Source organism: Serratia fonticola (assembly GCF_001006005.1).
Taxonomy (GTDB): Bacteria; Pseudomonadota; Gammaproteobacteria; order Enterobacterales; family Enterobacteriaceae; genus Chania; species Chania fonticola.
Genome location: NZ_CP011254.1, coordinates 4,818,464 through 4,844,432, shown reverse-complemented (window position 1 = coordinate 4,844,432; position 25,969 = coordinate 4,818,464). Strand labels below are relative to the sequence as shown.

Annotated in this window: 26 protein-coding genes; 19 read left to right on the top strand and 7 right to left on the bottom strand. The window is 53.0% G+C overall.

What is annotated here, in order from left to right; genetic code table 11:
- Positions 1-132 precede the first annotated feature (132 nt).
- The gene (locus WN53_RS21445; protein WP_024486615.1) at positions 133-915 is read left to right on the top strand and encodes an N-formylglutamate amidohydrolase; all 783 of its coding nucleotides are present in this window, start codon (positions 133-135) and stop codon (positions 913-915) included.
- 72 nt (positions 916-987) lie between these two features.
- Positions 988-1,698 (top strand): flagellar brake protein, encoded by a 711-nt coding sequence (locus WN53_RS21440; RefSeq protein WP_046808268.1) that lies wholly within the window; start codon positions 988-990, stop codon positions 1,696-1,698.
- 37 nt (positions 1,699-1,735) lie between these two features.
- Here the strand turns inward: WN53_RS21440 and WN53_RS21435 are convergent, their stop codons facing one another.
- Entirely contained in the window at positions 1,736-2,575 is an 840-nt protein-coding gene (locus WN53_RS21435) for a PfkB family carbohydrate kinase (protein ID WP_024486613.1), read from the bottom strand.
- Between the two features lie 373 nt (positions 2,576-2,948).
- Between WN53_RS21435 and WN53_RS21430 the strand changes: the two genes are divergently transcribed.
- The 3 genes from WN53_RS21430 to licT are packed head-to-tail and all read left to right on the top strand — an operon-like array spanning position 2,949 to position 7,081.
- On the top strand, positions 2,949-4,817 hold the full coding sequence (locus WN53_RS21430; RefSeq protein ID WP_024486612.1) for a beta-glucoside-specific PTS transporter subunit IIABC: 1,869 nt from the start codon (positions 2,949-2,951) through the stop codon (positions 4,815-4,817).
- On the top strand, positions 4,814-6,229 hold the full coding sequence (locus WN53_RS21425; RefSeq protein WP_024486611.1) for a glycoside hydrolase family 1 protein: 1,416 nt from the start codon (positions 4,814-4,816) through the stop codon (positions 6,227-6,229). Before WN53_RS21430 ends, WN53_RS21425 begins: the two co-directional genes overlap by 4 nt.
- A 12-nt stretch (positions 6,230-6,241) precedes the next feature.
- A complete protein-coding gene (licT, locus tag WN53_RS21420) occupies positions 6,242-7,081 on the top strand; it encodes a BglG family transcription antiterminator LicT (protein ID WP_024486610.1) in 840 nt (279 codons plus the stop codon).
- A 7-nt stretch (positions 7,082-7,088) separates the two neighbouring features.
- On the opposite strand, the gene WN53_RS21415 is transcribed toward licT, so the two are convergent.
- The gene (locus tag WN53_RS21415) at positions 7,089-8,000 is read right to left on the bottom strand and encodes a LysR family transcriptional regulator (RefSeq protein ID WP_046808267.1); all 912 of its coding nucleotides are present in this window, start codon (positions 7,998-8,000) and stop codon (positions 7,089-7,091) included.
- A gap of 99 nt (positions 8,001-8,099) precedes the next feature.
- Between WN53_RS21415 and WN53_RS21410 the strand changes: the two genes are divergently transcribed.
- Both WN53_RS21410 and WN53_RS21405 read left to right on the top strand, forming a co-directional pair.
- Complete coding sequence (locus tag WN53_RS21410; RefSeq protein WP_024486659.1) at positions 8,100-8,669, top strand: chromate transporter; 570 nt, start codon at positions 8,100-8,102, stop codon at positions 8,667-8,669.
- Positions 8,666-9,187 carry a chromate transporter gene (locus WN53_RS21405; RefSeq protein ID WP_024486660.1) on the top strand — a complete coding sequence of 174 codons (522 nt, stop codon included), beginning with the start codon at positions 8,666-8,668 and terminating at the stop codon, positions 9,185-9,187. The genes WN53_RS21410 and WN53_RS21405 overlap by 4 nt, the downstream gene beginning before the upstream one ends.
- Positions 9,188-9,919: 732 nt before the next feature.
- Here the strand turns inward: WN53_RS21405 and WN53_RS21400 are convergent.
- On the bottom strand, positions 9,920-10,327 hold the full coding sequence (locus WN53_RS21400; protein ID WP_024486661.1) for a cupin domain-containing protein: 408 nt from the start codon (positions 10,325-10,327) through the stop codon (positions 9,920-9,922).
- Between the two features lie 218 nt (positions 10,328-10,545).
- Between WN53_RS21400 and WN53_RS21395 the strand changes: the two genes are divergently transcribed.
- Positions 10,546-11,142, top strand: a complete 597-nt coding sequence (locus tag WN53_RS21395) for a histidine phosphatase family protein (RefSeq protein WP_024486662.1) — start codon at positions 10,546-10,548, stop codon at positions 11,140-11,142.
- Between the two features lie 92 nt (positions 11,143-11,234).
- On the opposite strand, the gene WN53_RS21390 is transcribed toward WN53_RS21395, so the two are convergent.
- Entirely contained in the window at positions 11,235-12,008 is a 774-nt protein-coding gene (locus WN53_RS21390; protein ID WP_024486663.1) for an AraC family transcriptional regulator, read from the bottom strand.
- 61 nt (positions 12,009-12,069) lie between these two features.
- Between WN53_RS21390 and WN53_RS21385 the strand changes: the two genes are divergently transcribed.
- On the top strand, positions 12,070-12,879 hold the full coding sequence (locus tag WN53_RS21385) for an alpha/beta fold hydrolase (RefSeq protein ID WP_200865481.1): 810 nt from the start codon (positions 12,070-12,072) through the stop codon (positions 12,877-12,879).
- A 549-nt stretch (positions 12,880-13,428) separates the two neighbouring features.
- Positions 13,429-13,737, top strand: a complete 309-nt coding sequence (locus WN53_RS21380; protein WP_024486665.1) for a colicin V family bacteriocin — start codon at positions 13,429-13,431, stop codon at positions 13,735-13,737.
- A 109-nt stretch (positions 13,738-13,846) separates the two neighbouring features.
- Here WN53_RS21380 and WN53_RS21375 read toward each other — a convergent pair whose 3' ends face one another.
- Entirely contained in the window at positions 13,847-14,752 is a 906-nt protein-coding gene (locus WN53_RS21375) for a DMT family transporter (RefSeq protein WP_024486666.1), read from the bottom strand.
- Between the two features lie 178 nt (positions 14,753-14,930).
- Between WN53_RS21375 and WN53_RS21370 the strand changes: the two genes are divergently transcribed.
- Together WN53_RS21370 and WN53_RS21365 are read left to right on the top strand one after the other, a co-directional pair.
- Entirely contained in the window at positions 14,931-15,800 is an 870-nt protein-coding gene (locus WN53_RS21370; RefSeq protein WP_046808266.1) for a helix-turn-helix domain-containing protein, read from the top strand.
- A gap of 18 nt (positions 15,801-15,818) precedes the next feature.
- Positions 15,819-16,262 carry a VOC family protein gene (locus WN53_RS21365; RefSeq protein WP_024487095.1) on the top strand — a complete coding sequence of 148 codons (444 nt, stop codon included), beginning with the start codon at positions 15,819-15,821 and terminating at the stop codon, positions 16,260-16,262.
- A 54-nt stretch (positions 16,263-16,316) separates the two neighbouring features.
- Here WN53_RS21365 and WN53_RS21360 read toward each other — a convergent pair whose 3' ends face one another.
- Positions 16,317-16,598 carry a YjcB family protein gene (locus tag WN53_RS21360; protein WP_024487094.1) on the bottom strand — a complete coding sequence of 94 codons (282 nt, stop codon included), beginning with the start codon at positions 16,596-16,598 and terminating at the stop codon, positions 16,317-16,319.
- 307 nt (positions 16,599-16,905) lie between these two features.
- Between WN53_RS21360 and mrdA the strand changes: the two genes are divergently transcribed.
- A complete protein-coding gene (gene mrdA, locus WN53_RS21355) occupies positions 16,906-18,831 on the top strand; it encodes a penicillin-binding protein 2 (RefSeq protein ID WP_046808265.1) in 1,926 nt (641 codons plus the stop codon).
- A gap of 101 nt (positions 18,832-18,932) precedes the next feature.
- Positions 18,933-20,651 carry a penicillin-binding transpeptidase domain-containing protein gene (locus WN53_RS21350; RefSeq protein WP_046808264.1) on the top strand — a complete coding sequence of 573 codons (1,719 nt, stop codon included), beginning with the start codon at positions 18,933-18,935 and terminating at the stop codon, positions 20,649-20,651.
- Between the two features lie 7 nt (positions 20,652-20,658).
- Here WN53_RS21350 and WN53_RS26920 read toward each other — a convergent pair whose 3' ends face one another.
- Positions 20,659-21,777: an OmpA family protein gene (locus WN53_RS26920; protein WP_052754327.1), complete on the bottom strand. Its 1,119-nt coding sequence runs from the start codon at positions 21,775-21,777 to the stop codon at positions 20,659-20,661.
- Between the two features lie 881 nt (positions 21,778-22,658).
- Between WN53_RS26920 and acpS the strand changes: the two genes are divergently transcribed.
- The 5 genes from acpS to WN53_RS21315 are packed head-to-tail and all read left to right on the top strand — an operon-like array spanning position 22,659 to position 25,946.
- Positions 22,659-23,027, top strand: coding sequence for a holo-ACP synthase (acpS, locus tag WN53_RS21335; protein ID WP_024486291.1), 369 nt, complete (start codon positions 22,659-22,661; stop codon positions 23,025-23,027).
- A 21-nt stretch (positions 23,028-23,048) separates the two neighbouring features.
- A complete protein-coding gene (locus WN53_RS21330) occupies positions 23,049-23,804 on the top strand; it encodes an SDR family oxidoreductase (RefSeq protein WP_024486292.1) in 756 nt (251 codons plus the stop codon).
- 16 nt (positions 23,805-23,820) lie between these two features.
- Positions 23,821-24,408: a 3-hydroxyacyl-ACP dehydratase FabZ family protein gene (locus WN53_RS21325; protein WP_024486293.1), complete on the top strand. Its 588-nt coding sequence runs from the start codon at positions 23,821-23,823 to the stop codon at positions 24,406-24,408.
- 21 nt (positions 24,409-24,429) lie between these two features.
- The gene (locus WN53_RS21320; RefSeq protein WP_024486294.1) at positions 24,430-24,753 is read left to right on the top strand and encodes an acyl carrier protein; all 324 of its coding nucleotides are present in this window, start codon (positions 24,430-24,432) and stop codon (positions 24,751-24,753) included.
- On the top strand, positions 24,750-25,946 hold the full coding sequence (locus WN53_RS21315) for an aminomethyl transferase family protein (protein WP_024486295.1): 1,197 nt from the start codon (positions 24,750-24,752) through the stop codon (positions 25,944-25,946). Before WN53_RS21320 ends, WN53_RS21315 begins: the two co-directional genes overlap by 4 nt.
- Positions 25,947-25,969: the final 23 nt, after the last annotated feature.

Sequence of the window (25,969 nt, the reverse complement as noted above, 5' to 3'; positions counted from 1 at the left end):
TAATATCAATGGGTCATGAGATGCAGGCTCCGTTTTGACCGAAAGTGCGGCCACGCCAGATTCTCCCATGGGATATTGGTAGCCGGTGAGAGGATCGCCTAGAATTAGCGCTTTCTCGCGCCGGAGTGCCCTATGTATCACCCTTATACCCCAACCTTGTTGTCTGCCGATGAGCCTGCGGCCGTGAGCGTTGAGCTGCCACAGGCGACTTCTCCTTTCTTACTGCTGTGCGATCACGCGGGGCAGGCCATCCCAAAACGTTTGGGCGATCTTGGGCTGGCCAGCGGCGATATCGATCGGCATATCGGTTGGGATATCGGTGCGCTGGCGGTTTCCCGCCTGCTGGCCCAACAGTTGGATGCAACATTAATCCATCAGCACTACTCGCGTTTGGTGATCGACTGTAACCGTACGCCGGGTATTGCCAGTTCGATCCCACCGTTATCGGAAGTTACGCCAATACCTGGCAACCAAGGGATCAGCGCGGCCGAAGCGGGCGCCCGTGAACAGGAAATTTTTCAACCTTATCACCAGGCCATCAATCACACGCTGGAAGCTCGCCGCGCCAATAACCAACCCTGCGCGGTGATCGCCATGCACAGCTTTACGCCGGTGTTTAAAGGCGATGCGCGGCCGTGGCAGGTTGGGCTACTGTTTAACCGCCATCCACAATTTGCCCTGCTGTTGGCGGAGTTGCTGCGTGCAGAAGGGGATTTACAGGTCGGTATCAATGAGCCTTATGCGATGACTGATGCGACCGACTACACGCTGCCGGTGCATGCGGAACGCCATGAATTACCTTATGTTGGCATTGAGATCCGCCAGGATTTAATCGGGGATAGTGCGGGCCAGGCAGCATGGGCAGCCCGTTTTGCCCGGCTATTGCCATTATTATGGCAACGCTGGGAAATTTGACTTTAGTATTGATGGCGGTGATGATTGCGTAAGGAAAGCGTTAGCGTCGATGGACAATGCTGGGAGTGACGGGTGGAACATATTGATAACGGACGGTTTATCAAGCAGGAGCGTTTTGAAGTTCTGGCAATCTTGCGCGACATTTATAAGCAAAGAACGCCGCTGCGTGTCGTCAATCAACAACATGAATTCATTGGCCAATTATTGAGCGTTGGCGCTGATAACATCGTCTTTGATTGCGATGCTCCAGAGCAGATCCCCGGTGGGAAATTCAGCATTGTGATTGAAAACCATGATGCAAAAATCGAATTCTCCGTCGACCAGGCGCAGCTGACCGAGCATAACGACATGCCGGTTTACGAGGCGTGCCTGCCGAAACAATTGGTTTATATCCAGCGTCGCCGCCAGTTACGTATCACCACGCCTTATTGGCGTGAGTTCTTCTGTAACGGTGAACACAGCGATGGCACCCCTTATCAACTGCGAATTCACGATCTTTCGCCGGGTGGCGTTGGTTTGCGTATTGATGGCGCGGTACCCGACTATATGCAGCCGGGGCTGGTGTTTAATAAGGCGCAATTGGATTTGGGGGATTACGGCAAGTTCAAGGTGAATATGGAACTGATCGCCGTGAATCAAGATCATGATATTGATGAAGACCAAACGCATCATTTCATGCGCCTGTCCTGCCGTTTTCTCAAGATGGGAATGCTGACCGAACGCAAAATTCAAAGCGCGGTGTTTGCTTTTGAATTGGATTTCAACAAGAAGAAAAAACGGTGAGTGGCCATGGCGCAGGGGCTACCTGCGCCGTCTGCCGTTATTTCAGCGCCCGCAGGTGGCCGATCTCCTGCCAGCCGTGACGCGCTGCATCTTCCAATACCGCACACACCTCATGGATCGCCGTCGGCACTGCCTTGCTGAAAGGTTCCCCCTGCAGCAAATGGGCAATTAACAGCGCGGTGAACATGTCACCCGTCCCCTTCACCGGCGAATCGATTTTGGCATGGGTGAAGCTTTGCGCCTCGTCGGCGGTGACCAGCAACAGGCCAACTTCTTGAGCGCTGTTGGCCACGCCTGGCGCGCTGGTGACCAGTACCCACTGCGTATTGCCTTTGAGTAGCGCCCGTGCAGCCTGTTCGGTTTGCTCACGCATGCTCAACGCCATGCCGCACAGCTGCTCCAGTTCGAAACCGTTCGGCGTCAGGCCATGGGCCAGATTGAGGTATGGCGAGCGATAACGCTCAACCAGACGTTTATCGACGTAAACCCCTTCGCCATAGTCTCCCATCACCGGATCGATATAGATCTTGATACCCGGGTTGAGGGCAATCACCCGCGGCAGCCAGTCGGCCAGAATATGGCACTGCGCCACGTCACCCAGGTAACCGATAATGATGGCCCGCGCGCGGCAGACGACTTCACGGGCGATCAGATCTTCCAGAAAACCGCTGAACCATTCGCTGGAGATCGCTCCCCCGTGCGGCGCGCCGTAATAGGGCGGGCAACCAAACAACACGCTCGGTACCTGCAACACCTCCAGGTTTTTCTTCAACAACGTGCGGTAGGCAATGCCATTCCCCACGCTACCGTAGACCACCTGCGACTGAATGGTGATCACATCAATGGGTGGTGGCCGCAGTTTAGAGCCTTGTTGCATGTGGACTTCCTTGGTTCATTGTTATTCAAGCGCAACGGTCGGCAGAGGTAACTCGCCGAGGTAGAGAAGTTTAACCTATTGAAGGGGATGGCTACAGTAGGTCGCGGGAGAGTTTGATGATTTTTCGTTGGATCGCTTGCGATTTTTCCTGCGGCTAATCGTGATGCGAATCACAAAGCTTGCCGTTGCCGGTTGCCTGGCGATCGCGTTCGCGGTATTACTTGCGCCGTAGCCTAATCAGCTACTCAATCATTTTTATGATGGCGTGTTACTGCGCAAGCAGGCAAGACCAAAATAGAAATGCACTTCTTCTGTTGAAGGGGAGCATTTTCATTTTGGTCTTTTTTTTTGCTTTTTTTGCCGGGGAAAACCTATGGATTATAACAAGTTGGGCTTGGACATATTGGCACTGGTCGGGGGGAAGGATAACGTCAGTAAGCTGACGCACTGCGCCACCCGCCTGCGGATGGAGTTTAACGACGATAGTCGGGTCGATGCGAAAGCGATCGAAGCTTTGCCCGGTGTGATCAGCGTGGTCGAGCGCGGTGGCCAGTTCCAGATTGTGGTGGGCAACAACGTGCAACAGACTTTCCGCGCGTTGCAAAAAGCGATCGGCCAACCGCAGGGCAAACCGGGCGGACAGCAAAAGAACAAGGCCAAGGGCGGTGTCTTTACGCAGATTATCAGCGTGATTTCGACCACCTTTACGCCGGTGATCCCGGCTATTACCGGTGCGGGGATGATCAAGGCGCTGCTGGCGATCCTCAAGTTAACTGGGGCGATCAGCGCGGCCAGCCCAACTTACCATCTGCTGGATACCATCGCCGATGCCGCCTTCTTTTTCCTGCCGGTGCTGCTGGCCTATGGCGCCTCGATCAAGTTTGAATGTAACCCTATTCTGGCCATGACCATCGCGGGAGCCTTGCTGCACCCTAATCTTGCCCAGATGCTGGCCGCCGGATCGCCAATCGATTTTATTGGCATCCCGGTGCGGTTGGCCGATTATGCCGGTTCGGTGCTGCCGATCATCTTCACGGTATGGTTGATGTCCTATATCGAGCGCTTTGCCGAGAAAGTCTCACCGACCATGATTAAATTCTTCACCAAGCCGATGATCATCCTGCTGGTTACCACGCCGCTAGCCTTGGTGGCGGTGGGGCCGTTCGGCATTTTCCTCAACGATCTGGTGGCCAGCGGCGCGGCGATTATCGATGGCAAGGCCAGTTGGCTGATCCCGATGTTAATGGGCGGGCTGCAACCGTTCCTGGTGATCACCGGCACCGCGTGGGCGATGACACCTATCGCTACCGGCCAGTTGAGCAAAAACGGCTTTGAGATGATTAATGGCCCCGGCATGTTGGCTTCCAACATCGCCCAGGGCGCGGCCACCCTGTGCGTAGCGTTCCGCACCAAGAACAAAAACCTGCGTCAATTGGCCTCATCCGCCGGTTTCACCGCGCTGTTGGGGATCACCGAACCTTCACTTTACGGCGTCACGCTGAAACTGCGTAAACCGCTGATCGCGGCCATGATCGGTGGCGGCTGTGCCGGTGTCTACGCGGGTGTCAGCGGTTTGGTGCGCTATGCCTTTGTTTCGCCAGGATTAGCGGCATTACCGGCCTTTATCGGCGAAAACCCGATGAATATCGTGCACGCTCTTATCACCTGCGTCATCGCTATCGTCGTGACCTTTGCCTTGACCTGGATCCTGGGCTTTGAGGATCCGGTTGATGAAGAAGAGGCAACAGCCACAGACAGCGCACCGTCTGGTAACGACGCATTGCTACACAGCCCGTTGGCAGGCCAACTGGTGGCGCTGGAACAGGTGAATGACGACGTATTCTCGCAAGGGTTGTTGGGCAAGGGTGTGGCGATAGTGCCTGAGCAAGGCGTGCTGCGTGCACCTGTGGACGGGGAAATCGTGACTTTCCTGCCTTCAAAGCATGCCGTGGGCATTAAGGCCGATAACGGTATGGAAGTGCTGATGCATATCGGCATCGATACCGTCAATCTTAACGGTGAGCATTTCAGCTCTCAACTGCAGGTGGGCGATCGGGTGAAAATCGGTGATGAGCTGGTGCGCTTTGATATTGCCGCCATTACCGCGCTGGGTTACGACATTATCACCCCAGTGCTGGTGGTCAACAGTGAGCAGTATCCGCACCTGAGCTGTCGGCAGCCTGGCCCGGTGAACTTTGGTGAGCAAATTGTCGCGCTGCATACTGAGGAGCACAACGCATGATTTACCAACAGCTGAACGATTTTCCACCAGGCTTCCTGTGGGGGGCCTCAACCTCGGCTTATCAGGTTGAGGGGGCATGGGACGAAGACGGCAAAAGTCCTTCAATTGTGGATATGCTCGATCATCCCACCGACACGGCAGATTTTAAGGTGGCCAGCGATCATTACCACCGTTTTCGTGAGGACGTTAAGCTGTTCGCCGAATTAGGGCTGAAGGCGTACCGTTTCTCCGTAGCCTGGACGCGCATTTTGCCCAACGGCACGGGCGAGGTGAATCAGCCTGGCCTGGCGTTCTATCGTGACCTGATCGATGAACTGCTCAAGCACGGCATTGAACCGGTGGTCACGCTCTACCACTTCGATCTGCCCTATGTGCTGGAACAACAGGGGGGTTGGAGCAACCGGCAGACCATTGATGCCTTTGTCGAGTATGCGGACGTGCTGTTCACTGCCTTTGGCGATAAGGTCAAATATTGGCTGACCATCAACGAGCAGAACACCATGATCCTGCACCCTGGCGCCATCGGGGTGCCAAAGGGCGGCGAACTGCCTACCAAGCCGGTACTTTATCAACAAAGCCACCATATGCTGGTGGCGCAGGCGCGGGTTATGGCTTTGTGCCATCAGCGCTGCCCCAAGGGGAAAATCGGCCCGGCGATCAATACCACTGCCATGTATCAGGAAACCTGCCATCCGTTGGATGCCATCGCGGCCCATAACTGGGAAACGCTGCGCTGCTGGAGCTTTCTGGATGTTGCGGTACATGGTCGATACAATGCGTTGGCCTGGCGATATTTGCAGGATCGCGGCCTTGCCCCGGTGATTGAAGATGGAGATGCGGAGCTATTGCTGCAAGGGCGGCCGGATTATGTGGCGATTAACTACTATTCCACCGCCACCATCGCTGCCAGCCGTGGGGATGCCTCAGATATCACGGCTCGTGCGGGGGACCAGCAAATCATGCTGGGCGAACCGGGCGTGTATCGGGCAGCGGAAAATCCGTATGTCGACAAAACGCGTTATGGTTGGGTGATCGACCCCGTGGGCCTGCGGCTGACGCTGCGCAAGGTTTATGAACGTTATCATCTGCCGATTTTAATTACTGAAAATGGCATCGGCGCGCCGGACCAGCTATTGTCTGGGGATATCATCAATGATGATTACCGCATCGATTTTATGCGTGCGCATATCGAACAGATGCAGTTGGCGATTAACGATGGTGTCGATCTGCTGGGTTACTGCCCGTGGGCTGCTATCGATCTGGTCAGCACGCATCAGGGCTACGCCAAGCGCTACGGTTTTATCTATGTCAACCGTGGCGAACAGGATCTGCACGATCTGCGGCGTATCAAGAAGAACAGTTTCGCCTGGTATCAGCGCCTGATTGCCTCGAACGGCCAACAACGTGGATAACACAGTTTAATGATGAAAGTCGTCAAGGTGCTCAATAACAGCCTGGTGCTGTCCACCGACAACGATAACCGCGAAGTTATCGTGATGGGCAAGGGCATCGGGTTTAACAGCAAAGTGGGAGATGTGCTGGCTGCGGCCAGCATAGAAAAAGTCTATGTGGTGCAGAATGGTCAAACCGGCCACGACCATCTACGCCTGATAGAAGCCACGCCGGAGCAGCATATCGAGCTGGTGCAGATGATCCTCAGGCTGGCCAACAGCCAGCTTGGCGGCCGGGTCAACGAACAGATCTTTTTTACCCTGGTGGATCATCTCAGTTTTGCGATTGAGCGCTGCCGTAAAGGCATCATCATTCAGAACCGGCTGTTGCATGAGGTAAAACGCTTTTATCCGCAGGAGTTTGCCGTGGCGTTACAGGCGCTGGCGCAGATCAACGAGCGTTTGGATATCCTGTTGCCGGAAGCGGAGGCGGGGAATATTGCCTTTCATCTGGTCAATGGCCAGACCGACGTACAGAGTATGGAGCACACGCTGTTGGCGGTGAAGATGCTGAAGGATATCTTCAACATCATCAAATACCATTTCCGCATTGATATCGCCACGGACTCGCTCAATTACTCGCGTTTCCTGCTGCATATGCAGTTTTTCATTCAACGCATGATCGATAACAAACAGGTGAAGTCGAAAGACGATTTCCTGTTCTCGCAGGCGACGAAAGAGTATCCCGATGCCTATCGTTGCGCACTGGTGATCCGTGACTATGTGAAAAATCTGCTGCAAATGGAGATGTCCAACGACGAGCTGCTGTACTTGGTCATCCACCTGACGCGGATTGTCGATCGGGACGATTAGGCCCGGTCTACAGCGCGTTCACCGTTTCTGCCACCAACTGCCGCAACCGGGTAATCAGCGGTGACTGACTGTTTTCGCGCAGCGCCAGATACAGCGGGGCGCTCAGTTGAGCCTCCTCGGCAATGTTGCGAAAAACGATCCCGTCGCCGCCTAGACGCCGCATGGATGCCGGTACGATTGACAATCCCAGGCCAGCACCGACCAGATTCAGCGTGGCGGGCAGGCGTGGTGCCTCTTGCACAATGCGCGGGCTGAAACCGGCTCGGTGGCAGGCGGCCAGAATGGCATCATACAAACCTTGGCCCGCCGGGCGGCGATACAGGATCAGCGGTTCGTGGATCAGTTCGGTCAGGGGGACCTTTTCGCTGCTGTCTATCGCCAAACGATGGCCAACAGGCAAGGCGATCAGCATGGGTTCAAGCAGTACAGGTTCGATCAACAACCCTGGTATCCCGCTCACCGGCGAGCGTACGAAAGCCACATCCAGGCGTTCATCTACCAAGGCTTCCATTAGCTCTCCGCTGCCAGCCTCTTCCAGCAATGTGGTGATCCCGGGCAGAATATCGCGGTAACGGCGTAACAGATTGGGCACAAACGGATGCAGCGCCGCCGAACTGGTAAAGCCGATCGCCAAATGACCTTGCTCACCCCGTGCCGCACGATGGACCGCTTCGGTCAACTTCTCGGCTCTTGTCAGTAAAGCTCTTGCCTCGTTAAACAGCACGCTTCCTGCCTCTGTGGTGCGCACTCCACGCGGTAATCGTTGTAACAATTTTACGCCCAGTTCTTCCTCCAACCCTTGCAGCAAACGGGTCAGCGGCGGTTGCTGAATGTGCAACCGAGCCGCGGCACGGGTGATATTTCCTTCTTCAACCACGGTAACGAACGCCCGCAGGCGGCGTAGCTCAATCATATTCATACCTTATAGGTATCGAAACTGGTTTAGAAATGCATTAGACATCATGACATGGCCGCGCGCATCATGCGAGATAACAACTCGGGTGATGTAGGAAATGCAATGTCTGACTCTAACGCGGTACAGGATCATGAAGTCAATCAGCCACCGAGCAATGGTCAACTGTTTTCAGGTTTTCTTATGCTTGGTTTGATTGGTTTTGGCGGAGTGCTGCCGCTGGCGCGCAGCATGTTGGTGGAACAACGCCGTTGGTTAACCGCTGAGCAGTTCACCGAACTGTTGGGATTGTGCCAGTTCCTGCCGGGTGGCAACGTCATTAACCTTTCCGTGGCGGTGGGGATGGAGTTTCGCGGGCTGCGTGGTGCGCTATGTGCTTTGCTGGGGCTGATTTGCGCCCCAACGGCAATTGTGGTTGGCCTGGGCGTGATTTATGCCCGCTACCAAGACGATGCCCATGTGCAACACGTGTTCGCCGGGTTGGCCGCAGCGGCGGCGGGTTTGTTGCTCTCTACCGCGTTGAAAATGTTGTTGCCACTGTGGGGGAAATGGTTGCCGTTAGCGATTGTCGCCATTGCTTTGGTGGCGATTGCCTGGTTACGCCTGCCATTGCTGCCTACCATGCTGGTGCTGGCCCCGCTAAGTATTCTGCTGGCCTGGAGGAAACCTTCATGATGGCGGTGTTAATCTCGTTGGCGATTATTTTTACCGAGCTTTCGCTGATGGCGTTCGGCGGCGGCTATACCATCCTGCCGGAAATGCAGCGCCAGGTAGTGGAGGTGCATCAATGGATGAGCGCCCAGGAATTTAGCGCGCTGTTCGCCATGGCACAGGCGGCACCGGGGCCGAATATGATGATCGTGCCGCTGATTGGCTGGCACGTAGCGGGCTGGGCCGGGCTGTTGGTTTCCTCCGTGGCTAAGTTTGGGCCGTCGTCTATTGTCACCATTCTGGTGATGGGGGCTTGGCGGCGTTTTAAAGATAAGCCCTGGCGGCGTATCGTGCAGGTTGGGCTGGTACCGGTCACGGTCGGGCTGGTTGCCGCCAGCGGCGTGCTGATTGCCCAGGCTTCAGCGACCAATTGGCGGTTGGCGATATTAATAGTGTTAGCGACATTACTAAGTATGAGTAAGCGCATCCATCCGTTATGGATCCTGGCGGGCGGGGCGGTGCTGGGATTAGTGATGGGTTAAACACTTAATTATCTAGAGGGCGCAGCATGCAGCGCCCTGCGTAGCGATGTAGATCATTATAGTTATTTTAATTAATCGGCGGAGTAATTAAATTAATTTAATTATCCGAGTAAAAGACTAATAACATTTAATGATTTTGTGATTAGACTCTGGAAATTAAAAATTCCGCTTTTATTTTACATTGATCACTTTATGGTGATTGGGTAATAATCAATTCGTTGTACTCTCTTACATTATCTATGACAAGGGGATTGTCTATGGAACGCTTAGGTCTTGCATTTTTTGGCCAGATGTCTGGTGGGTGAGGGGATAATCGCGGTGACCGTACCGATTACTGTGGCAAAAATTCATGTTCATGGTAATCGGCTAAAGTTAACCTTTTAAATAAAGCACACAGGTTATATCTTTCTGGCCCTACTTCATGAAAATACTGGTACGTATACTTGCCTCTTTGGTTAGCTTTTATCTGGCTGCAGCTTTATTAAAAGGGGCCTGCGTGTGGTCGTTAGGTTGGTATGCTGCACCAGCCAATATTTCTCACTTACTGGTTTCTCTCTCGTGCTGTTATGTAGTGGCGAAATTGGTTTTTTGTGTAGTGGACTATTTCTACCCGAAGTAGTGGGTTGAAATTACGATACCAAAGATATTAACCGGCTCAGCACGTAGGGGCGCTGCATGCTGCGCCCTTGGTCATTAATCTCAAGCCACCCGTTTTGGCAGGTGGCTTTTTCATCAAGGCAGCTGACGATAATCTTCGTCGGATACCGGCTCCAACCACTCGTTGGAGGAACCTTCGGCCGGAACCGCCACGGCAATATGCGCAAACCAGCTATCCTGGGCTGCACCATGCCAGTGTTTGGCTCCTGCCGGGATATTGACCACGTCTCCGGCGGTAAGTTGGCGAGCCGGTTTATTCCACTCCTGATACCAGCCGCGCCCCCCGGTGACCAGCAGGATCTGGCCGCCCTGATGGTGAATATGCCAGTTATTCCGACAGCCTGGTTCAAACACCACATTGCCAATGGCTACCCCTTCGGTGGTCAACATGTTCAGGTAGCTGGTGCCGGTGAAATATTGCGCATAGGCATCATTTTTCGGCCCTTTGGGGAAAATACCGTTACCGTCAAATTTCTCGTTCATTTTGTCTCCGCCGTCAAATTACGCCTGCTTTCAGGAAGCAACCAAAAAGGGTGGCCGAAGTGCTTATGGCCGACAGAGGGAAGTGTATTACAGGGCCAATTCAATGATAAGGTAGCCAAATATGCATACACCTATGCAAATAATTCATCAGTCATAACCTGCAAGCACGCGGCCTTAGCTGGCGGCATTCTTAAGAGCAAATTTTGGTGGAAAGTACCATGAAGCAAGCGTTTAAAAATGGCGTATTGGCGTTACTGTTGTCCTGCGTGGCAGGGGCCGCCTGGAGTGAGCAAACCCTGGTTTTCGTTCGCCACGGCGAGAAGCCAGACAACAATAGTGGTCAACTGACCTGCAAAGGTTTTAACCGCGCCTTGGCACTGCCGGAGGTCTTGATCTCCCGCTTCGGTAAGCCGGAGGCCATTTATGCCGCTGGCCCCAAGAAAAATAAGCTGGGCAGCTCCATGCGGGCATTGACCACCATCACCCCAACGGCCATTCGGCTTTCGCTGCCGGTGAATATCCAGTATCACGCCGATGACATCGCTGATTTGCAGACGGCTCTGCTGGACGATCGTTTCCGCAATGCCGTGGTGTATGTTTCTTGGGAACATCACAACCTAGTGCAGGTGGTAAAAAATATTATCACCGCCGAAGGGGGCGATCCCCAACTGGCGGCCAAATGGCCGGGGAGTGATTTTGACGGTATCTATGTTCTGACCATTAACCACGATGCACCCGTCAACAAGATCCGATTCGAGCGTCAAACCGAAGGGCTTAACGACGTCGCGGATACTTGCCCAAGCGGAATGAAGTGACAATATCAGTGCAGAAATTCAGTCACCGGAGTCACTAGGGGCACGGTACGGTGCTCCTATCTATCCAGCAATATTACCCCTTTGATTTTTCGCTATTTCTCAAGGTATAGGCTGGGTGGCACGCCAAGTACCCGACGGAATAGTGCAGTGAAGGCACTTGAACTCCCATAGCCAAGGTCCAGCGCAACGCGAGTAACCGATTCCCCATTGTTGAGGCGGGTGATAGCCGCCAGCAAACAGGCTTGTTGGCGCCACTCGCTAAAACTCACCCCAGTTTGAGCTCGGAACACTCTGGTGAAAGTGCGCCGACTCATGCCTGCTTCAGTAGCCATTTTGTTGATATCGATAGAAAGCGAGGGATTTTCAATCAGTTGACGGCACAGTCTGGCTAAACGAGGCTCGTCGGGCAACGGAGTATTTAGCAACAGCGACGGCATAGTGGCAATTTCATCAAGCAACAGAGACATAATCTTGCCTTCTCTATTATTCAGGTCATAGAGTGCTGGCAAATCCACTGCCTGTACTAACAGGTTTTGTAGCAGGGGGGACACTCCAATGACCCGACAGTCATCGGGTAGTCCTGCGGCACGGGCAGCGTCCGGGGTAAAAAATGCGTTCAACATGGTGACAGGGCCACGCATATGCATCTCATGGTCGATGCCGGCAGGTATCCAGCATGCCCGCTGTGGTGGAACAACCAAGTTTTCGCGCGCCGTGAACACGCTGATCGTCCCAGAGGCGGCATAGGCAAACTGGCTGCGACGATGTGTATGGGAGGGAAAAGTCGAAGACGCCGGGTAGTCATTTGCGGTGACTACGGCAATTCGTGGGATGTCTTCGTAGGGGTCGAGTAACGTATTACGCATGGCCCAAACTCTATAATAATTGACTCAATATTGAAAGCGAGCTGGTACTGCGGATCCTACAATGGCCACGGTAACGAAATCATCTGGCACATTCAGTTTATTAGGAGTCGATATGTCCAACACGTTTCACCGAGTAGGTAGTGGTCCGCATCCTGTCATCGTTCTTCACGGGTGGTTTGGCGATTGTCATGCTTTCACGCCAATGGAGGACGCCCTTAGCCGCGACGAATTTACTTATATCTTTATGAACTACCGTGGATACGGGAGCATGAGCTCCGCAACTGGCACTTATAGCATGGATGAAATTGCGATGGATACCTTATCCCTTGCTGATGAGCTTGGATTCGACACGTTTAGCTTGGTAGGCCACTCGATGGGCGGAATGGCAATTGAACGTGTAGCGACTTTGGCTCCTGAGCGCGTGCGTATGTTAGTGCCTGTCGCACCGGTTCCTTCCTGCGGTGTGGTTTTCGACCCTGTAGGGCAAGCATTGTTTAATGGTGCGGCTGATAGCATCGAGAATAGAAGGATCATCATCAATCGTAGTACTGGACAGCGCCTTTCACGATCGTGGATCGACTGGAAAGCTGAGTATTCCATGGAGCGTTCGTCCAGAGCCGCTTTTGCCGCTTACTTGAATGCATGGAGTAACACCGATTTCAGCGCGGAGGTACAGGGTTTACCACACAGGGTTAAGGTGCTGATCGGGGAGTATGATCCGACATTCAATACGGATCTGATGCGTTCTACCTACCTTGCATGGTATCCAAGGGCTGAACTGGAAATACTTGAGAATGCAGGCCATTACCCAATGAATGAAGTACCGCTTGCCCTGGCAACGAGCATAGAGAGCTTCCTGCGACAGGCCTGAATTTTGAGCGCAGCTAAAAAGCCTTCGGGGATGACAAGGTTTTAGACCATGGCTATCGATTTATTTTTCGCTGCTTACTTTGACTGTTGCTAATAAAATTAGTATATCGCTTTAACGGTTTTAATTATAGGAATGATGAATAGGCATTTACTGTCGAATAAAAATAACTTGACCTTGATAAAATAATTTAGAATGATAGTCATTATCAACTTCCGGATGGTTATTCTGTGATGACATCATTTGAGAAATGAGTTGGTAGGTTATATCACAAACCTTAGCACCTTCAGGCATTTTTATAATGCCTGAACAATCTCTCTTGTTTTTATGATTTATTGAAATCAATATTGTAATTTTAAAAAAGTTCATTACTTACATTTTAGGGGGGTTAATGAAAAACATTCTATTTATCTTTTTTTGTGTTTTTCTTGGGGTGGCCATAGGTTCTATTGCGAGAAGCTTTAACGCGTCTCCGTTATTTCAGTCCTTGGCTATTTCTACTGGCATAGCAATCGTGATGTTTATTTATTATCAAGTAACAGGAGTTTTTAAATGAAAGTCTTAAGCTTTGATGAAATTAATTTGGTTTCAGGTGCAGGAAATGTAAACTGGGAACAAGCAGGTAGAGAGGTTGCCGTTGGCGGAGCCACAATCGCTGGCACGGCATTCGGAACGGGTTTGGCTGGCCCATTAGGGCCGGCAATTGGACTAGCCGCAGGGGTTGCCGTGGGCGCATTATATGATGCTGCAGGAAACCCAAAAGCCAGTGGGCCAGCCGGGAATGGAATTTGTCGACCTAATAAGCCATTAATATGCATGAGTAAACAAGGTCAATACGAATCCTACTGCAATGGGCTGTAATCTTTCGTGATAGTGGGGCAATCATTGAGGTGGTTTACATCACACCTCAATGATTTTTGTGGATTATCTTAAGTGGGCAACGGTATCTCCACGCTTATCTTTAATACCGTCACTGAAACCCACGTTTCCATCGATATAGATTGAACATCCCCGGCTTGGAGAACATCACCAGGTTACCCAACAGGATCAGGCACAGGCCAATCACCGCATTCAGATGCCACTGGTAACCCTCATACAGAGTGGAGATTGTCAGCGCCACCAATGGGAACAGCAAGGTGCTGTAGGCAGCGGCGCCCGAACCGATGCGGCCTAACAGGGTGAAATAGGCGGCAAAGGCGATCACCGAGCCAAAGATCGCCAGATAGAACAACGATCCCAGATAGCGAGTGGTGAATTCGAGCTGCAATGAAGCGCCCTGTGCCAGTGCGATGGCAAACATCAGCAGTGCGCCGTAGCTCATGGCGTAGGTGTTGGTGGAAAGCATATCCAGCCCACGGCGTTGGTGGCGAGTGCTGAGCATATTCCCCAGCGAAAAACCGTAGGTGCCCAGGGCGCTTAACCCGATCCCTTTAAGCAATTCTGGCGCCATCTGGGTCGCCATCAGATCCTGCCAAAACAGTGCCACGATGCCGATCATGCCTAACAGCGCTGCAGGAAGCAGGTTGGGGCTGGGGCGTTGGCGGAAGAAAATCATGCTGTTAACCGCGTTGAACAACACCGCCATCGAGAAAATCACCGATTCCAGCCCGCTGCTGATATAGGCCGCCGCCAGGTAGAAACAGTAAAAGTTAAAGCCAAACACACAGCAGCCCTGCAACATGCAGAACAAGTGGTCCCGCAGGCTAATGGCCCGCAGACGGCGTAGCACCAGCATGGCCAGCCACATCACTGCGGCAGCCAGCAGGAAGCGGTAACCGATCGAAACGGGGATCGCCACCGTGCCTTGTTGCAGGGTAATCGCAATCCAGGTGGTGCCCCAAATCAGCACCACGGCAAGATACAACAGCGTATTCATAAATTCTCCTGTGAATGATGACGGGAGTATTCATCTTTCAGCGCCGTAACGCTTTCAGCCTTTTGCGGCCAATTGCATATTCTTGCGCTTTTTTTGTTAAAAGCGCCCGGTGGCAACTGGTATCCCGCGCCATCACTCTTTAAACTGAGACGGCTTGGATCACAGGAATAGGGCAGCTATGGCATACCTGGCATTTGAAACACTGCACCAACATAAAGCCCGGTTGCACAACAGCGTGCAACTGGGCTCTGGCGTGCAACTGGCGGCCTGGTCCAACTGCAACGACCGTATCACCCAGGAAAGTGCCGATCACCACACCCTCAGCCTGTACGTGGCGGATGGTTATGAGTGCTATCAGAAGGTGCCCGGGGGGTGGCAGAACGGCGGCGGCCCGGATCGTTTTTGCATCATGCCGCGTCATTACGAATCCACCTGGGATGTCCGCAGCAATCTCTCCTTTGTTCATCTGTATTGTACCGACCAGCATTTGCGCCATTTGGTGGAGCAGACTTGGGATCGCAGCCCGGCGTCCATCAACGTAGAGCCGCTGTCGTTTGCGGAAGATCCGCAGATCACGTTGCTGTATCGCCAGTTTTTACTTAATCACAATTGGCAAGACACCGCCAACCAGCTGGCACTGAGCAGCGCCTCCACGCTGTTGATGTCGCATATGCTTCAGCGCTACACCCAGTTGCAATGGCGGCTGCCTAGCGTGCGTGGTGGGCTGGCACCGGCCGTGCTTAAGCGGGTACAAGAGTTTATTTATCACCATCTCGATCAACCGCTGGTGCTGGCCGATCTGGCCGCTCAGGCGGAATTGAGTGAGTTTCATTTTGCCCGCATGTTTAAACACAGCACCGGGCAGGCACCGCATCAGTATGTGATGCAGGTGCGTTTGCAACAGGCGGAGAAATTACTGCGCAACACGCTGATGCCGCTAACCCAGATTGCGCTGGATTGCGGCTTTAGCTCGGCCAGCCATTTCAGCCACCGTTTCAAGGCATTCTATGGCCATACGCCGATATGGCTGCGGCAGCAAAGCCGTTAATCCCTGAGGAGAAAGGATATGGAACAACCATTTTGTGGTGTTGAGGTACTTTTTGTCGCGGGTTTTGGCCCGATCACCCAAAACACCAGCCAAAGTGCTGCGTTTTATCAGCAAGCGCTGGGGTTGCCGCTAAAGCCAATGGAAGGGAATGAGGACTATCTGCTGACCGAGCACGATGCCTTGAACGGCGTGAAGCACTTTGCGCTGTGGCCTTTGGCGCAGGCTGCCCAATCCTGCTTTGGTCAGGATCAATGGCCACAAGATTTACCGGTGCCGCAGGCGTGGATGGAGTTTGACGTGGCAGATATGGCGAAGGCCACCCAAACGCTGCTGGATCAGGGCTATCAACTGCTGGTAGCCAACCGTCTGGAGCCGTGGGGCCAGAGCGTCACCCGTCTGCTAAGCCCGGAAGGTTTGCTGGTCGGCGTGACTTTAACGCCCTGGATGCGGGCTAACCCATAACCTACTGGCTACCTATGGCGCAGCACCATCGGCGGATGGTGCCAGGAACGGTGGTTATGGCAGGGGGAAGGCGGTCGGGTTTTGGCTCATGACATCAATGAAAACGTCCTTGAATGACGCCCAGAACTGCATAATGCCAGCCAGGTTGAAGGACATGCCCATCAGCCCCATCACAAACCAGCAGCTAGTGAACAGCCCCAGGCTGCTGAACACAAACGCCATGCCGTTACGGCTGGCCTTACGGCACACCACATTCAGTTGGCTGGCCAGAAACATCATCACTGCGCTCAGCAATTCCCAGCGCATCATAATAAAGCCAGTGGCTATGGTACTCATCGGAGGTGATCCTTTGCTACAAATGCCGCAGCCGGCTCCAGGTATCAGACCTTGGGGCAGAATGCGCATTGGATAGACGGTGGTTTAGGTTGTTAGTGTGATCTGCGTCACATTGTAGCATTGGAATAATTGGCGTCTCAATAGTCGTTATGGCCTGTCTGACAAATCACAGCAACATTCCAATATGTTGAAACATTTATGCCAAATCATTAGCAACCTTTTAATGTGGCGCCAGGGCTATTAACGCTATGCTTGCCGGCTTTTCGCACCCTTTTTAGCAATCAGTCAGGCAGGTAAGACCCCACGCATGGCCCAATTAAAAGATCCTTTCCGTGACCATCCCGCCGAAGAAACGTTGTTCATTCGCCGTGCCTGCGTGGCGATGGTGCTGGTCGTCGCCTGTTTTGGCTTGCTGGTTTTCAACCTGTATCAGTTGCAGATCAAACAGCATGCGTTTTACCAGACGCGCTCTAATCAGAACGACATCAAAATGTTGCCCATCGCCCCTCATCGTGGCCTGATCTTCGATCGCAACGGCATCCCGCTGGTGCGCAACATACAGCTGTATCAGATTGAAGTGACCCCCAGCAAGATTGCCGATATGGCAGGGCTGCTGCAAAACCTGACGCCCATTGTTGATCTGACGCCGGATGACATCGCCGCCTTTCGTGATGATATGCACCACAATAGTCGCTATAAGCCCGTTACCCTCAAGACCGGGCTTAGTGAAACCGAGGTGGCTCGTTTTGCGGTAAACCAGTATCGCTTTGACGGTGTGACCATCGATACCTACCAGCAGCGGCAATATCCTTACGGGGCACAGTTGGCGCACGTGGTGGGGTATGTCTCGCGAATTAATGATAACGACGTCAAAAAGCTGGAGCAGCAGGGCCAGGCGCAAAACTATGCGGCCGACCACAATATTGGCAAACAGGGGTTGGAAGCCTATTACGAGAAACAGCTACACGGTACCACTGGCTATCAGGAAGTGGAGGTGGATAACCACGGGCGTATCGTTCGCCTGCTGAAGGAACAACCGCCCCAGGCGGGTAAAGATATTTATCTGACGCTCGATCTGCACCTGCAACAGTACATCGAAGGCTTGCTCAAAGGGCAACGGGCGGCGGTGGTGGTTGCCGATCCGCGCGACGGAGGCATTCTGGCGATGGTCTCCAGCCCTAGCTACGATCCCAACCCGTTCGTCAGAGGTATTGGCTATCAGGCCTACAAGTCGCTGCTCAGCAACCCGGATTTACCTCTGATTAACCGCGTGACGCAGGGGTTATACCCACCGGCTTCAACGGTAAAACCTTATATGGCGGTATCGGCACTGTTCGCTGGTGTCATCACCCCAACCACCACTTTCTTTGGCGCACCCACCTGGACTTTGCCGGGAACGCAGCGCCGCTATCGCGACTGGTTGAAAACCGGGCACGGCCTGCTGAACGTCACCAAGGCGATCGAGGAGTCGGCCGATACCTTCTTCTATCAGGTTGCCTATGAGATGGGGATCGACCGGATCCATCAGTGGCTCAGCCAGTTTGGTTATGGCAAGGCGACGGGGATCGATCTGAACGAGGAATATCGCGGCGTGCTGCCGAGCCGGGAATGGAAGCAGCGAGTACATAAAAAAGGGTGGTACCAAGGTGATACCATCTCGGTGGGTATTGGCCAGGGGTATTGGGTCGCTACGCCGATCCAGATGGTGAAAGCGCTGACCACGCTGATCAACAGCGGCAGGGTGAAAACGCCGCATCTGCTGTATTCGATGAAACAGGGCCGGGAAGTCGAACGCTACCAGCCACCAGAGCAGGCCGTGCAGATTGGCGAGCCCAAATCGCCATATTGGGGGATCGTACGCAACGGTATGTATGGCATGGCGAACCTGCCTAACGGCACCGGGTATAAGCTGTTCCATACCGCGCCCTACCAGATAGCGGCCAAATCGGGGACTTCACAGGTTTTCAGCCTGAAGGAAAACCAGACTTACAATGCCAAAATGACCCCGGTACGCCTGCGTGACCACATTTTCTACACCCTGTTTGCGCCGTATAAAAACCCGCGGGTGGCGATGGCGCTAATTCTGGAAAACGGCGGTGGGGATGGCGTAGTTGCAGGGCCGACGGCCAGGGCAATCCTGGACCACATTTTCGACCCGGCCAATGTGCCAGCGCCGGGGCATAACGACGGTAGCCAGACGTTGTTTGGAGACAGTGACGATGTGCAACATTAAACGCGTTTGTTTTTACTTTCTTACAAACTGCAACCTTCTGGCAATCTGACTCAGGTTAGACTGAGCGGATAAATAATCAGTTTAAAAACGTAGGCTTAACAGTGGCTCCTCCAACCAAGAAAAACGGTAAAAACTACTCGACGGCGCGTTTTGGCTGGATTTGCGCAGGCATCTTGGTCTGCTTTTTTCTCTTGATGTTCCGGGTCGGTTATTTACAGTTGCTGGAACACCAACAGTTGGCCGACCAGGCTGACCAGCGTTCCATTCGTACCCAGGTGGTGCCCACCAACCGAGCGATGATCACCGACCGTAACGATGCGGCGCTGGCGGTCAGCGTCTCTTCCAAAGATATCGTGTTGGATCCCAAACATATCCTCGATACCCAAACCGATACCAGCACCGAGCGCTGGCAGAGTTTGGCCAACGTGTTGAAAATGCCGCTTGCTGATGTTCAGCACCTGATCCAGGCCAACGCCCGTAAGCGCTTTGTCTATCTGGCCCGCAAGGTGGAGGATGACAATGCGGCCTATATCAGCAAGCTGCACCTGACCGGCGTTAGCACCGAGCAGGACTTCAGCCGTTTCTATCCCATGGGGCAAGACGCCGCCGGGCTGATTGGCATTGTGGGGCAGGATAATCAGGGGCTGGAAGGGATTGAGCTGGGTTTCAACCCGTTGTTGCAGGGTAAAAACGGCCTGCGTGTCTATCAGAAAGACGGCAGCGGTGCGGTTATCGGCGTGATCAAAAGCGTTGATCCAGTGCCGCCACCGAACGTGACGTTAAGCATCGACAAATTTATTCAGTACGTGCTGTTTTCCCAGATCCGCGATGGGGTGATCGCCAACCAGGCCGACTCCGGCTGTGCGGTGCTGGTGAAGGTGAATACCGGTGAGATCCTCGGCATGGCCAGCTATCCCTCTTTCAACCCCAACAACTACGCCAATACGCCGGTGAAAGACATACATAATGTCTGCAGCAGCGACAGTTTTGAACCTGGCTCGACGGTTAAACCGGTGGTGGTGATGGTGGGGTTGGATCACAAGCTGATCCGGCCAGATACCGTGCTGGATACTACGCCTTATACGGTGAACGGCCATCTGATCAAAGACGTGGGCCATTGGTCGAAACTGACCATTACCGGCGTGCTGCAAAAATCCAGCGATATTGCGGTTTCGCATATTGCGTTGGCACTGCCTGCCACGGTGTTGCCTGCCGTTTATCGCAGTTTTGGCCTTGGTCGGCCAACCGATCTGGGGATTGGCAACGAAAGTAGTGGCTATCTGCCCGCTCACCGCGCGCGCTGGGCCGATATTGAACGAGCCACCTTCTCCTTTGGCTACGGTTTACGCGTCACGCCGCTGCAGATGGTGCGTGAATATGCCACCATCGGTTCATTCGGTGTTTATCGTCCGCTTTCCATCACTAAAGTCACTCCGCCGGTCATGGGTCAGCAAGTCATGTCCGCTGAGGTGGTAAAAACCGTGGTGCACATGATGGAGAGCGATGCGTTGCCTGGGGGGAGCGGCCTCAGTGCCGCAGTGCCTGGCTATCGCTTGGCAATCAAGACGGGAACTGCTGAAAAGATGGGACCAAACGGCAAGTACGATGGTGGTTATATCAACTACACCGCAGGCGTGGCACCGGCCAGCGATCCGCAGGTGGCCCTGGTGGTGATGGTCAATAACCCCAAGGCAGGCAAACACTTTGGTGGCTCGGTGGCGGGGCCGGTATTTGGCAAGATTATGGCCCAGGTGCTGGAGCATATGAATATCTTGCCGGATGCCCAGCCGTTGAAAGTGGTAGCGGTAGCCAAGGGCTGAGTGGCAATTACTTCTCAACCACCCGCAGATCGATTCTGCGGTTTTTCGCGCGATTGGCTTCGCTATCGTTAGGCACCAAGGGGTAAGCCGAGCCGTAACCTTCGGCGCTGATACGGCTTTCCCCAATCCCCATTTTTACCAACGCCATGCGTACCGCATCGGCGCGATCCTGCGATAAACGCCGGTCCATCTGCTCGTTGGTGGACTTATCGGTATATCCCCCCAACTGGATCTCCACATCCGGGTAAGCACGCAGAATATCGACGATATTCCTCAGCTGTTCTTGTGATGCTGGGGTTAACTCGGTGCGGTTGGTGTCGAACTGCATGCGATCCAGCGTAAACCAACGCTTTTCGCTAGTGGGGGCATTGCTCTCAATATAGGTGATCAGCAGGTTCTCGACGCTACGCTGTGACAGCAGGAGCTGCTTGCCATCGGCCAACCTGCGGTAGGTCACATCGCTCTGACCGCTAGCCTGCATGGGTTGTAACACGCTAAAACCGCGCAGTGAGAACAGCAGCGATACCAATAGCAGCGCCAGCATTAACCACGGCCAGATACGGCGTTTGGGGGGCGCTAGCGATCCGGTGCGGGAAACGGCCGGATCGGCTGGGATAAGAGCAGGTAGCTGGTTGAGTACCGCCGTTGGCTGGGCTGCGGCAATCTGCGGCAACTGCCACTCGAGCCAGCCTTTTAACGACGGTGATTGTAGGGAACGCTGGCGCAGATATTGGCCCAACAGGCCAAATACCACCGCGGAGGCCACGGAAAACAGCCGCTCGGCGACCTGTTTTTCCAGCACATAAAAGCTCACAAACAGCTGGGTGAGGCGCTTCACTTTGTGGCCAAGCACCATCGTCAGCAACGCTGGGCTGAATTTGCCCAGAGCTTCATCCAGAAAGCCCAATTCAAAGGGGGGAGTGCGCCCGACCAACTGGCGGAAACGGAGGGAGTTGTCATTGCGATGCAGGTAGTCGCGGGTCTTTTGCAGGATCAAGGCCCCCATACCGTTAAGGCACAACGCGATCTTTTCTTTAGCCGTTACCAGCTTTTGTTCCAACACCGTCAGCACCTGGGGCGAGATCGCCGCCATCTGCTGGTTAATGACATTTCCCATCTGGTACATCCGAACCTCCATTTCATCTGCGCGTATTCTGCACCGCAGAGTATGGTCAGTTCAACTTGTTAAACTACGAAACTAACATGGATAAGTCTGATATTTCAGCCTGATTACGGTATTTTTCATCGTCTGGCCGATTCTGCTGCTGAATCTGGGCTCTAGCACTGTCGCAGAGTAACAGACTGGCCTGCTATGCCGAAGAGAATATTGATTAAAAAATGAGTAGCGAAGCGGAAAGGAAGGTTGCGTCTCCCGAAGCTCTGGCCTGCCAAAGGTGATGTTCGCTTGATAGTGGCTCTTTTTGAGACGGAATTTGAATTTCAGCGGTGCATTATTGTCTGAAAACGCTTCCTGTTTAAAAATCATGCGCCAACTCCATGAAGGACATGATGCAAAATCCTTCGGCATTTACCGATCACCAAGATAAATCAGAGAGGGTGGAAATTTAATAATGGCCATTTTTTTAAATAGGGTGAAAGATAAAAATACTTTAAAATAGGTTATTTCTTGAATTAATCTCAATTAAATCCCTTATTATTTTGAATACTCCTAACAAGCAGGGTTATTCTTGCAAAAATAAATCCCGTTTAAATAATAAAAAAATGACATATCCGACCAGTCAAAATGATGTTGTGGGTTTTTGTTCTGCATTTTAACTTCATAATTAGAATAATGTTCTATTTTATTTGTTGATGGTGTTTTTTACTGAGGCTTTATTGATTGTTTTAAACATTTCGCGATAACATTCTCGTTAAGCAATGCAGACAATTCCCTATTGCAATTTTATTGCGTTATAGGTTCTGCCATTGTTGCCATATTGTATTTTGGTATTATGTCGCTTTCACACGAAGCTGCTTCAATGGATTTGACGATGGGAGTCAGAAAGGATGAATCTTGGTGTGGACATTATTGAGATCGCACGGGTAAACACCGCGTTAATGCGAAGTGGCGATAGGCTGTCACAACGTTTGTTAACCCCGCTAGAGCAGCAGGCACTGGGGGATTTGGCCGAAAACGTCGAACGACTGGCTGGCTTCTGGGCGGCCAAAGAGGCGGCGGTGAAAGCGCTCGGTACCGGGTTCCGCCTGGGGATCCTATTCCACGACATCGAAATAAGACACGATGATTTGGGCTGCCCTTATTATTTCTTCAGCGGTGAATTTGCCAGATTGATGCAGGAGAAAAAATTGACTCACGCCACGCTGAGCATTTCTCATTGTCAGTCACATGCCATTGCCGCAGCGGCATTGGGTTAATTATAAAGTAAGGGAATATCTATGTCTCACTATCCCGATATCGGGGGTAAAAATGTAGTTATCACCGGCGCCAGTGGTGATATTGGCTTGGCCATTTGTGAGAAGTATCTCGAACAGCAGGCTAAGGTATTCGCTATTTACCATCACGATAATAGCGGTCTGGAAAAATTAAAATCCGCCCATCCGCAGGGTGAAAATCTGCATATCCTGCAGTGCAATGTTGCCGATGTCAGCGAGGTGTCCAGCCTGGCCGATGAGCTTGAGAAACAGGCTCATGAGGTGCATGTGTTGATTAATAATGCCGGGATCTACAAAGACAACGTATTTTCTGCGCTGACGTATGAAGAGTTTGATCAGGTTATCAAGGTCAATCTGTATGGCACCTTTACCATGACCAAACGGTTGCTGCCATTATTGCGTCACGCCCGCAATTCAACGGTGGTGAATATATCTTCGATATCCGGCATCACCTCCAGCTTTGGCCAGAGCAATTACAGCGCCGCCAAGGCCGGCATTATTGGCCTTACCCGCACCCTGGCCAGCGAAATGGCCTCGAAGGGGATCCGCGTCAATGCCGTGGCACCGGGGATGATTGAATCCAGAATGGTGAAAAAGGTGCCGCGCCAGATAGTGCGCAACGTAATGTCCGCTATCCCGTTGAAACGTCTTGGTCGTGTCGACGAGATCGCCAACGTGGTGGCTTTCTTAAGTTCAGACGCATCCAGCTATATCGTTGGTCAGACCTTGGTGGCCGATGGCGGCCTGGTGATGCGTTAACCGACAGGAATGTTGTATGGCGAATTATAACAAGAGCTTAGTCCAGCCCAATCTGCTGCTGAAAATGGGGTCCTGGCGTGCACCGATATTTATGGTCGACCGCATCGTGGACTTTTCACCGGGAGAAAGAGGGTCGATTACCGTGATCAAGCACGTCACCTTTAATGAATCCTATATTCCGGGGCATTTTCCAGACAATCCGGTAATGCCTGGCGTGATGATCGCCGAGATCTTCGGCCAGTCTAGTGAATACCTGAGTCTGCTGAACGATTTTTGCCAGTTGCATGAACGAGAAACCCAGCAACCCTTGAAGAAATTTGATGAGGTATCGCGGGCGCTGCAGACGCCAGAGGGCACGGCACGAGTGATAGCCGAGCGGGCGCGCGTGTTAGGCGTGCTGGCCTCTCAGGACGTCAAGTACAAAAGCATGGTCGCGCCGGGCGACACCATTGAAGTCAATAGCCGCCTGGCGTTCGCCGATATGAACGGGTTCCACCACTACGAAGTGGAGGCGCGGGTTGGCCGGAATGTGGCGTGCGCCGGGCGGATTGTCAATTTTCGCACCGATCGCATTCTGGCTGAAGGCAAAGGTATGTACGTTTAACTAACAGGGAGTAATGCCGCTATGAGTAACATCGCGCTTATTGCAAGGATTGAACAGCGCAAGTCTGTGCTGGAGAAAATCAAAACGGGGCTAATAGAACGCCTGAACCTCTATCAGAAAGTCAGTCAGATTGACGATGACACGCCGCTGTTTGGTAGTGGGTTGAAGCTGGATTCGGTGGATGCCACCGAGGTCGTCGTGTTGCTCGATGAAATCTTCGGCATCCGTGTGACAGAAGGTGACGATCCTTCCTACATGCGTAGCGTCAACACCCTGACTTCGTTTGTTATTGCCAAGCAGGGGGAAACCACCAACGGATCAGCAACAGGAGCGGACAAGGAATGACCAAACTCACTGACATTCATCGGCAGCACGGGGCGGTAATGGGGGAGCGTAACGGCGCTGCCATTCCCCTGAGTTATTTTGCAGCGGAAGAGGAGCACAAGGCGGTACGTCAACACATTCTGTTGTCCGACTACTCCCATTTTGGCATCGCGGCCATCAACGGTGACAGCGCCTGGTCGTTGCTTAACCAGCTGGTTTCCGGCGATGTTTCATCGATCCGGGATGAGCAAGCCATGTACAGTCTGATCCTCGATGAGGCTGGCAATATCATTACCGACCTGTATATCGCCTGTGATGACGAACGTTTTCTGTTGCTGTCGGAGTGGGTCAGCGGTGAAACGCTGTGCGAGATGCTGCGTGCCAAGCTGGCTGGCAATGAAGACGAGTTTGAGGAAATCGACTCGATCGAATCGCTGACGCCAGAGTGGGGCATGTTGCACTTTGAAGGGCCGTACGCCTGGGAACTGCTTGCTGAAGTTTATGGGATGGATGTGATTGGCTTGCCATACCAGGAACATATGCACGTTGAGGACGATCTGATCCTGCTGCGCAGCGGCAAACACGGCGAGTACTCTTACAAACTGATGGGGCCACAGGATCTGCTGGCCGATGTTTGGACCCAGATGCTGGAGGCTGGCGAAAAGTACGACATGCGTACCGGTGGGCTGAACTACCAGCGGAAAGTGCGCCTGGAAAACCCTTGCTGGGAACCTGGCATGTTCAATGCCTACACCGGCTGCCCGATCGCATTGCAAATGCAGTGGGCAGTGCGTTACGACAAAGACGCTTTCACCGGCCTGGCAAGTTTGAACGAACGCGTAGAGCAGGGCATCAGCCACCGTATCGTGGGGATGAGCATTGCCGGGAAACCGGACGCCATCCCGCAGCGCGGCGACAAAGTGATGTTTGACGGTAACTGCATCGGTGAAGTGATCGTCTGCGATTACTCGGCAGATCTGCAAGCCTGCCTTGGCCGTTTGTTCCTGACCGATGCCTGGGCTTGGGCAGACATTGATGGCTACCACGTGGTGACGGCTAATGGCCCGGTGGCGGTGACTACGTCGGCGGTGCCTTTTGCCCGTAACTACAGCTTCCTGATTAATCCTTCTGAACACAGTTATGTCGACAGCTCGCGCCCACGCGATTTGTTGCAACAGCTTGAATGGCAAAAGCTGAGAGAAGAGAACGAGTAAGCCGAACACTCCCTAAAGCATCA